The following is an 8,304-nucleotide window of genomic DNA, read 5'->3' as shown; positions in this document are numbered from 1 at the left end:
CTCCACACTCACGCCCGGGCGATCCTGATGGCGCTCGGCCCCTCCGTTCTTCCCTCGATGATCAACTGCCTACCACACGGGAAACTACGAACTACCGGTACTACTGGTGATGCCGGTACTGCCTGTACTGCTGGTACTGCCTGTACTGCGAACTGCTGGTGGCCTCGTGAAGCGCCACTCTTCGGCAGCCAGCCCCGTTCGCCCGTCCTGCGTCTGCTCTGGCTTGGAACCCCACTGCCGAACCTCCCGGTGCGCGCGTCCGCAGCCGACGCCTTCACCGAGGTGCTGCTCACTGACTTCACTGCTGGGTACTGCCTGTACTGCTGGTACTACCTGTACTGCTCACGGCGGCCCCTGAACCGCGGCCGCCCGGTCCGGTCGTCAGTCCCGTCGCCGTCCTGCAACAACCCTGGCTTCGCAACTCCACCACCGCACCGTCCTGCGTACTACAACTGCGGTACTTCCGCCCGGCAGTTCATGTCTGCCGGGCCCTTCTGTCTCTCTGGCTACGAGAGAAACCATAACCATGCCATTGGGCAATGTCTACTCCAGCCAGCATAGATTTTCGCGTGCCGGGCGGTGAGGTACAGCTTCGCGGGTCGATGGAGGGCAGGACCGCGCCCCAGAGGTGGGGCAGGGACCCCGCCTCGAGTGGGGCAGGACCGCGCCCCGGGGGTGCGCGCGGCCGGGGTCCGCAGCTTCACCGGGCCGCTCCTCGCACGGCCGCGCACGGGAGGCTCCGGGGCTGTGAGCGGGGGCTTCGCGTCCGGTTGCGGAGGGGACCCTTTGCCAAAGTCTGATGGCATGGCCGCGTCAAATCTGTCAGGCTTCCGGCAGCCGTCGCGCACCGCCCTCCGGCACACCCACGCCGTCGGGGACAGCCACCGAGCAGGCCGGAAACCCGGCCGCCGCAAAGGAGCCACGTGTGAGACCCACCCCCCGCAAGGCCCTCGCCACGAGCGCGCTCACCCTCGCCGCGCTGGCCACCGTCTCGCTCCCCGCCGCACCCGCGGCAGCCGTCGCGCCGGACGGGATCGCCTCCACGAGCGTCGCCGCACCCGGGAGCGCGGCTGTCGCAGCCGGGAGCGCGGCCGTCGCTCCCGTGCAGGCGGCCGCCGCGGCCGACGCCTGCACCCCGGCCCAGGTGATCACCAACGGCGGCTTCGAGAGCGGCGTCTCGTCGTGGACCCAGTCCTCGACCAGCGTGATCACCAGTCGCACCGGGCAGAGCGCCCACGGCGGCACCGCCTTCGCCTGGCTGGACGGCGTGGGCAGCACCCACACCGACACGCTCTCGCAGAGCCTCACGATCCCGTCCGGGTGCGCCGCCGCCACCCTCACGTTCTGGCTGCACATCGACACGGCCGAGACGACCTCGTCCACCGCGTACGACAAGCTCACGGCCAAGATCGGCACGACGACGCTGGCCACGTACTCGAACCTCGACAAGAACACCGGCTACGTGCAGAAGTCGTTCGACGTGTCGGCGTTCGCGGGCCAGACCGTGAGCCTCGCCTTCACCGGCACCGAGGACTCCAGCCTCCAGTCGAGCTTCGTCCTCGACGACCTCGCGCTCAACACCTCCGGCGACACCGCTCCGCCCGCCGACTCCACCCGCACCCCGGCGGCGCCGTCGTACACCGTCAACCTGACCAGCAACACGGCCGGCACGGTCTGGACCGGTCACGAGAGCGCGACCTTCACCAACGCCTCCTCGACCGCGCTCAGCGAGGTGTACCTGCGACTCTGGGACAACTACCACGGCACCTGCACCTCGATGCCGATCGCGGTCAGCAACGTCACCGGCGGCACCGCGGGCGCCCTGTCCGTGGGCTGCACCGCCCTCCCGATCACGCTCGCCACTCCCCTGACCCAGGGGCAGAGCGCCACGATCGGCTTCGACCTGGGCATCACCGTGCCCAGCGGCGCCGACCGGTTCGGCTACGACGGGGCGTTCAGTTTCATCGGCAACGCGCTGCCCCTGCTGGCGGTGAAGGACGGGACGGGCTGGCACCTGGACCCGTACACGAACAACGGCGAGTCGTTCTACTCGCTGGCCGCGGACTTCAAGGTGACCCTCGACCATCCGACCACCCTCCTGGTGCCGGCCACCGGCGCCTCGGTCGACGCGGCCGGCACCAGCGGCCGCACCGTCACCACGGCCACCGCCACCAAGGTCCGTGACTTCGCGTGGGCGGCCGGCCCGTTCAGCAAGATCTCCGGCACCTCGACCGGCGGGACCCCGATCAACGTCTACTCCGTCACCGGCATCAGCTCGGCCAACGCCCAGTCGATGCTCACCACCGCCAAGACCGCCGTGGACGCGCACGCCGCCCGCTTCGGGGCCTACCCGTACGGCGAGTTGGACGCCGTCATCGACAACAGCTTCTGGTTCGGCGGCATGGAGTACCCCGGCTTCGTCCTCGACCTGGTCAGCACCACGGCGCTGACCCATGAGATCGGCCACCAGTGGTGGTACGGGATCGTCGGCGACGACGAGTACAACAGCCCGTGGCTGGACGAGTCGTTCACGGACTACGCCACCGACCTGGCGCTGGGCAAGACGGGCACCAGCTGCTGGAGCAGCGTCTCGTGGGCCTCGTCGGCGGAGAAGATCACCAACTCGATGGCCTACTGGGACACCCACTCCTCCCGGTACTCCACCGTCGTCTACGGCTACGGCAAGTGCGCCCTGCACGACCTGCGGCGGCTCATCGGCGACACCGCGATGGCCAAGCTGCTGAAGGACTACGCCACTTCGCACTGGTACGGCGTCTCGACCACGGCCGAGTTCAAGGCGGCCGCCCAGGCAGCCACGACCACCGACCTGACGTCGTTCTGGACCACCCACCGCATCGAGGGCTGACCCGGCCCGGACCGCCGTCGGCCATCCATCGCCCACCGGATCCGCGGGTGACGCCGTCCGGCGTCACCCGCGGATCCGTTGCCGCTCGCCGGTCGTGGCCGGTCGTCGCCAGTCCGCTCCGGTCCGGTCCGGTCCAGTCCGCTCCACTAACCGGTCCGGTCCGGTCCGGTCCAGTCCGCTCCACTAACCGGTCCGGTCCGGTCAGTGGATCAGCTCGGCGAACACCTGGTACGCCTTGTCGTCGAACAGCACGAACCGCACCTCTTCGACCGCCGTGCGCGCCGCGCGCACCGCCTCGACCGCGATACGGGCGGCATCCGCCATCGGCCAGCCGTACGCCCCGGTGGAGACGGCCGGGAACGCGACGGTCCGCGCGCCCAGCTCGTCCGCGACCTCCAGCGACGCGCGGTAGCAGGAGGCCAGCAGGGAGGGGTCGCTGCCGGAGACCTGGTACACGGGGCCCACGGTGTGGATCACCCAGCGCGCGTCCAGGTTCCCCGCGGTCGTGGCGACCGCCCGGCCGGTGGGCAGGCCCTTGCCGTAGTGCGCGGCGCGCAGCCGACGGCAGTCGGCGAGGATCGCGGGGCCGCCCCGGCGGTGGATGGCGCCGTCGACGCCACCGCCGCCGAGCAGTGAGGAGTTGGCCGCGTTGACGATGGCGTCCACGGACTGCCGGGTGATGTCGCCCTGGACGAGGGTGATCGTGGTCATGATGGTGTGTATACCAACGGGAACCGGCCGTCCGCTCACCTTTGCTGCCGCAGCCTGCGCCATACGGCCTTCGCCGCGTTGTGGCCCGACATGCCGTGCACACCGGGTCCGGGCGGGGTCGCCGAGGAGCAGATGAAGACGGCCGGGTGCGGAGTGGCGTACGGGAACGGCGTCAGCTTGGGACGCAGCAGGATCTGGAGCCCGGAGACCGCTCCGGAGGCGATGTCGCCGCCCACGTAGTTGGCGTTCCGGGCGGCGAGTTCGGCGGGGCCCGCGGTGGCGCGGGCGAGGACCCGGTCGCGGAATCCCGGGGCGAAGCGCTCCAGTTGGCGTTCCATGGCGTCGGTGAGGTCGCCGGTCCAGCCGCTGGGCACATGGCCGTACGCCCAGAAGACGTGCCGGCCGGCCGGGGCGCGGCTGGGGTCGACGACGCCGGGCTGCACCGTGATCATGAAGGGTCGGTCGGGTGCCCGGCCCTCCCGGGAGACCGCTCTGAGGGCGGCGCCGATCTCCGCGCTGTCCGCGCCGATCTGTACGGTGCCGGCGGCGCGGGCCTCCTTCGCGGTCCACGGGACCGGACCGTCGAGCGCGTAGTCGATCTTGAATACGCCGGGTCCGTACCGGTATCCCTCGTAGTAGTTGCCGAAACCGGCGATGCGGCCGAGCGCGGTGGGCGAGGTGTCGAAGACGTAGGCGCGGGCCGGGGGCAGGTCGTCGAGGCGCTTGACCTGGTAGTCGGTGTGGATGCTGCCGCCGAGATCCTCGAGGTAGGCGGCGAGGGCGTCCGAGATGGACTGGGAGCCGCCGCGGGCCACCGGCCAGCCGCGGGCGTGCGCGGCGAGGGCGAAGACCAGACCGATCGCGCCGGTGGCGAAGCCGCTCAGCGGGGCCATGACATGCCCGACGAGTCCGGCGAACAGGGTCCTGGCCCGTTCGTCGCGGAAGCGGCGGGTGAGCCAGCTGGACGGGGGCAGGCCGACGAGGCCGAAACGGGCCAGGGTGACCGGGTCGCGCGGGAGCGCGGTCAACGGCAGCGACATGAAGTCGCGGGCCAGGGTGTCCCACTTGGGCAGGAAGGGCTCGACCAGTCGGCGGTACGTGCCCGCGTCGCGCGGCCCGAAGGAGGCGGCCGTCTCGGCGACCGACCTCGACAGCACCGCGGCACTGCCGTCGAGGAAGGGGTGGGCCATGGGGAGCTCGGCGTGCAGCCACTCCAGGCCGTAGCGCTCCAGGGGCAGCGCGCGGAACGCGGGCGAGTTGATGCCGAGGGGGTGTGCGGCGGAGCACGGGTCGTGGTGGAAGCCCGGCAGGGTGAGTTCCTCGGTGCGCGCTCCCCCGCCCACGGTGTCCCGCGCTTCGAAGATCGCCACGGAGAAGCCGCGCCTGGCCAGCTCCACCGCCGCGGTCAGCCCGTTGGGCCCCGCTCCCACCACGACCGCATCGAGCATCGACGGCACTTCGACCCCTTCGTCAGCCGGTGACCTCCGTAGACCGGTGGCCCCCACGATCAGGATATGCCGGGGGTACGACGACACCTGCGGCGCGGGGCCCTCGACCCCGAATGCCACGGTCGAACTGTCCCGGGAGGGCGTCCGCCGGAAGGACTCCGTGCGGGTGGCTGGACGCGGGCCAGGATCTCCCGACGCGGCAGGGCCTCGCTCGCGCCCGGCCGGAGCGGCTTCAGTCCCGTCGGATTCCCGGCACCGGCCTCTCCCCGGGGCGCCTCACCTCGGGGTGCCTCTCCCCGTGCCGCCGCCCCGTGCCGCCTCACCCGTGCCGCCTCACCTCGGGTCCGACCCCACGCCCGACAGCAGTCCCGCCACGCGTCGGGCCGTCGCCGCGTCCCGGGCCGCCGTGAACGGCAGGGAGTTGCCGCCCGTGACGCGGAACGGACCGCCGTCGAGGGTGAGATGGGCGCCGCCCGCCTCCTCGACCAGCAGGAGGCCGGCCGCGTGGTCCCAGGCCGCCTCCCACGAGAACGCCGTGGCGTCCAACTCGCCCCGGGCTATGGCGAGATACTCGAGCCCGGCCGATCCGCACGCGCGCGGTGCGACGCCGTCCGTCCACACACCCAGCAGGGCACGCTTCTGCTCGTCGGTCGTGTAGTCGGGGTGGGAGGTGGCCACCCTCAGGTCGCGGCCCGGCTCGGGCGGACCGGCGAACAGCCGCTCGCCGTCCAGGAAGGCGCCGCCGCCGCGGACGGCCGTGGCGAGTTGGTCGCGGGCCGGAGCGTAGGTCCAGGAGGCGAGCAGGACGCCGTGCCGGACGAGCGCGACCAGGGTGCAGAAGCCGTCGTCGCCGTGCACGAACTGCCGTGTCCCGTCGACGGGGTCGACGATCCAGACCGGCGCGTCGCCCTGTATCGCCTCGTACGTGGCCGGGTTGGCGTGCACGGCCTCCTCGCCGACGACGACCGAGCCGGGCAGGAGGGCTCCGAGGGCCCGTGTGAGGTACAGCTCGGCATTGCGGTCGGCGTCCGTCACCAGGTCGTGGGGTCCGCTCTTCTGGTCCACCTCGTGCGCGCCGAGCTGCCGGAAGCGGGGCATGATCTCGGCCGCGGCGGCCTTGCGGACCGCCTCCTCCACGTCGGCCGAGTGGCGGGCGAGAAACTCGTCGATGGTTTCCGTGTCTTCGATCATGCATCCATGAGAGCACGCCCCACTGACAATCCCCACCCGCCCGGTGCATCCCGGGTGTAATCGGGATGAAGAACAGGAACGCTTCCCTCCGCTCTCTCGCGCCCCACCGCTCCCCCGCGTCAGCCGCGCCCCACACACCCGAGTCGGCAACCCGCCCCGCACGCGCGCGTGGGCAACCCGGCCCGTCCGCACCCCGGCGGCCCGTGCCGCATCCGAGTCAGCGACCCACCGCGTATCCCTGCATCCCGCGCGGGTTCGCGGCCGCGAGCAGGATCCCGGTCTCGGGGTCGCGGGCCACCGCGCACAGCCGGCCCTCGGACCACGGGTCGCCGAGGCTCACGTCATGGCCGCGTCGCCGCAGCTCCTCCACCACCCCGGCCGGCATCCGGGACTCCACGGTGACGGAGCCCGGCCGCATGCCGCGCGGGTAGAAGGAACCGGGGAAGGCGTCGTTGTGCCAGTTCGGGGCGTCGATCGCGCCCTGGAGGTCCAGACCGCCGCGCACCCGCGCGCGGAGCGCGACGGCCAGCAGGAAGTGCAGCTGCCACTGGTCCTGCTGGTCGCCGCCGGGGGTGCCGAACGCCAGCACCGGCACCCCGTCGCGCAGCGCGATCGAGGGGGTGAGGGTGGTGCGGGGGCGGCGGCCGGGCGTCAGCGAGTTCGGCAGGCCCTCCTCCAGCCAGGTCATCTGGAGCCGGGTGCCGAGCGGGAAGCCCAGCTCGGGCACGACCGGGTTGGACTGCAGCCAGCCGCCGCTGGGCGTGGCGGCGACCATGTTGCCCCAGCGGTCCACGACGTCGAGGTGGCAGGTGTCCCCCCGGGTGGCCCCCTGCGCCCCGACCTCCGGTTCGCCCGGCACCGGGGACGTGGTGCTCTTGGCGACCGTCGGCTCGCCGGCGCCCATGGGGCTGAAGGCGGGGTCGTCGTCGGCGACCACGTACGCGTGCGTGCTCAGCCGCGGGGTACGCCCGCCGGGGCTGCCGGGCCGCAGCTCGTACGACGCCTTGTCGCCGATCAGCCGGCGCCGGTCCGCGTTGTAGGCGGCGCCGAGCAGCTCGCCCAGCGGGACCTCGGCCGCGTCGCCGTACCAGGCCTCGCGATCGGCCATGGCGAGCTTGCAGCCCTCGATCAGGAGATGGACGTAGTCGGCGGAGCCGTACGCGGGCAGCTCGGGCGGGAGCAGGGCGAGTTGCTGGAGGAGGGCAGGGCCCTGGCTCCAGGGGCCGGCCTTGCACACCGTCCAGCCGTTCCAGTCGTACGTGGCCGGCGCCTCGTAGGACGCGGACCAGGCCGCGAGATCGGCGGCCGTGAGCGTGCCGGTGTGGCGCTCCCCACTGGTGTCCAGGGTGGGCCGGGCGGCCTGCCGGACAAGGGCCTCGGCGACGAACCCGGTCCGCCACACCGCGCGTGCGGCCTCGATCCGCGCCTCCCGGTCGCCCGCCCCGGCGGTCTCGGCGAGCAGTCGCCTCCAGGTGGCGGCGAGGGCCGGGTTGCGCAGCAGCGCGCCGGGGCGCGGCGGCCTCCCGCCCGGCAGGTACACCTCCGCCGACGAGGTCCACTCCGTCTCGAACAGCTCGCGTACGGTCTCGACGGTCGCGCCGACGTTCTCCACGGGCGCGTGCCCGTGTTCGGCGTACCCGATGGCGTACTGCAGTACGTCGTCGAGGGACTTGGTGCCGTGGTCGCGCAGGAGGAGCATCCAGGCGTCGAACGCGCCGGGCACGGCGGCGGCCAGCGGTCCGGTGCCGGGTACGAGGTCCAGGCCGAGTGCCCGGTAGTGGGCGACGCTCGCGCCCGCCGGCGCCACTCCCTGCCCGCACAGCACGCGCACCTCGCCGCCGGCCGGGGCGAGCAGGATGGGCACCTCGCCCGCGGGCCCGTTGAGATGCGGTTCGACGACGTGCAGCACGAAGGCGCCTGCCACGGCCGCGTCGTAGGCGTTGCCGCCGCCCTCCAGGACGGCCATCGCCGACTGCGAGGCCAGCCAGTGGGTGGAGGACACCATGCCGAAGGTGCCCTGGAGGGTGGGGCGGGTGGTGAACACGGGGGCTCCTCACTGCGCTGCGGCCGTTCCCGGGATCGTACGCA

At 72.5% G+C, this 8,304-nt stretch carries 5 protein-coding genes; 1 reads left to right on the top strand and 4 read right to left on the bottom strand.

Features of this window, described 5'->3' with window-relative positions; all coding sequences use genetic code 11:
• Positions 1–925: 925 nt before the first annotated feature.
• Positions 926–2,866: a M1 family aminopeptidase gene (locus ACIRPU_RS11795; RefSeq protein ID WP_403865031.1), complete on the top strand. Its 1,941-nt coding sequence runs from the start codon at positions 926–928 to the stop codon at positions 2,864–2,866.
• A 201-nt stretch (positions 2,867–3,067) separates the two neighbouring features.
• On the opposite strand, the gene ACIRPU_RS11790 is transcribed toward ACIRPU_RS11795, so the two are convergent.
• From ACIRPU_RS11790 to ACIRPU_RS11775, 4 genes are all read right to left on the bottom strand, one after another.
• Positions 3,068–3,577 (bottom strand): O-acetyl-ADP-ribose deacetylase, encoded by a 510-nt coding sequence (locus tag ACIRPU_RS11790; RefSeq protein WP_355709328.1) that lies wholly within the window; start codon positions 3,575–3,577, stop codon positions 3,068–3,070.
• 35 nt (positions 3,578–3,612) lie between these two features.
• The gene (locus tag ACIRPU_RS11785; RefSeq protein ID WP_403865105.1) at positions 3,613–5,025 is read right to left on the bottom strand and encodes a phytoene desaturase family protein; all 1,413 of its coding nucleotides are present in this window, start codon (positions 5,023–5,025) and stop codon (positions 3,613–3,615) included.
• Between the two features lie 333 nt (positions 5,026–5,358).
• Entirely contained in the window at positions 5,359–6,216 is an 858-nt protein-coding gene (locus ACIRPU_RS11780; protein WP_385557264.1) for an inositol monophosphatase family protein, read from the bottom strand.
• A 217-nt stretch (positions 6,217–6,433) separates the two neighbouring features.
• On the bottom strand, positions 6,434–8,260 hold the full coding sequence (locus ACIRPU_RS11775) for a gamma-glutamyltransferase family protein (RefSeq protein ID WP_403865027.1): 1,827 nt from the start codon (positions 8,258–8,260) through the stop codon (positions 6,434–6,436).
• Positions 8,261–8,304: the final 44 nt, after the last annotated feature.

It is taken from the genome of Streptomyces sp. NPDC102259, from assembly GCF_044766465.1.
In the GTDB taxonomy this organism is placed as follows: domain Bacteria; phylum Actinomycetota; class Actinomycetes; order Streptomycetales; family Streptomycetaceae; genus Streptomyces.
Note: the sequence above shows the minus strand (reverse complement) of the source record. Positions and strands in the feature narration are given on the sequence as shown.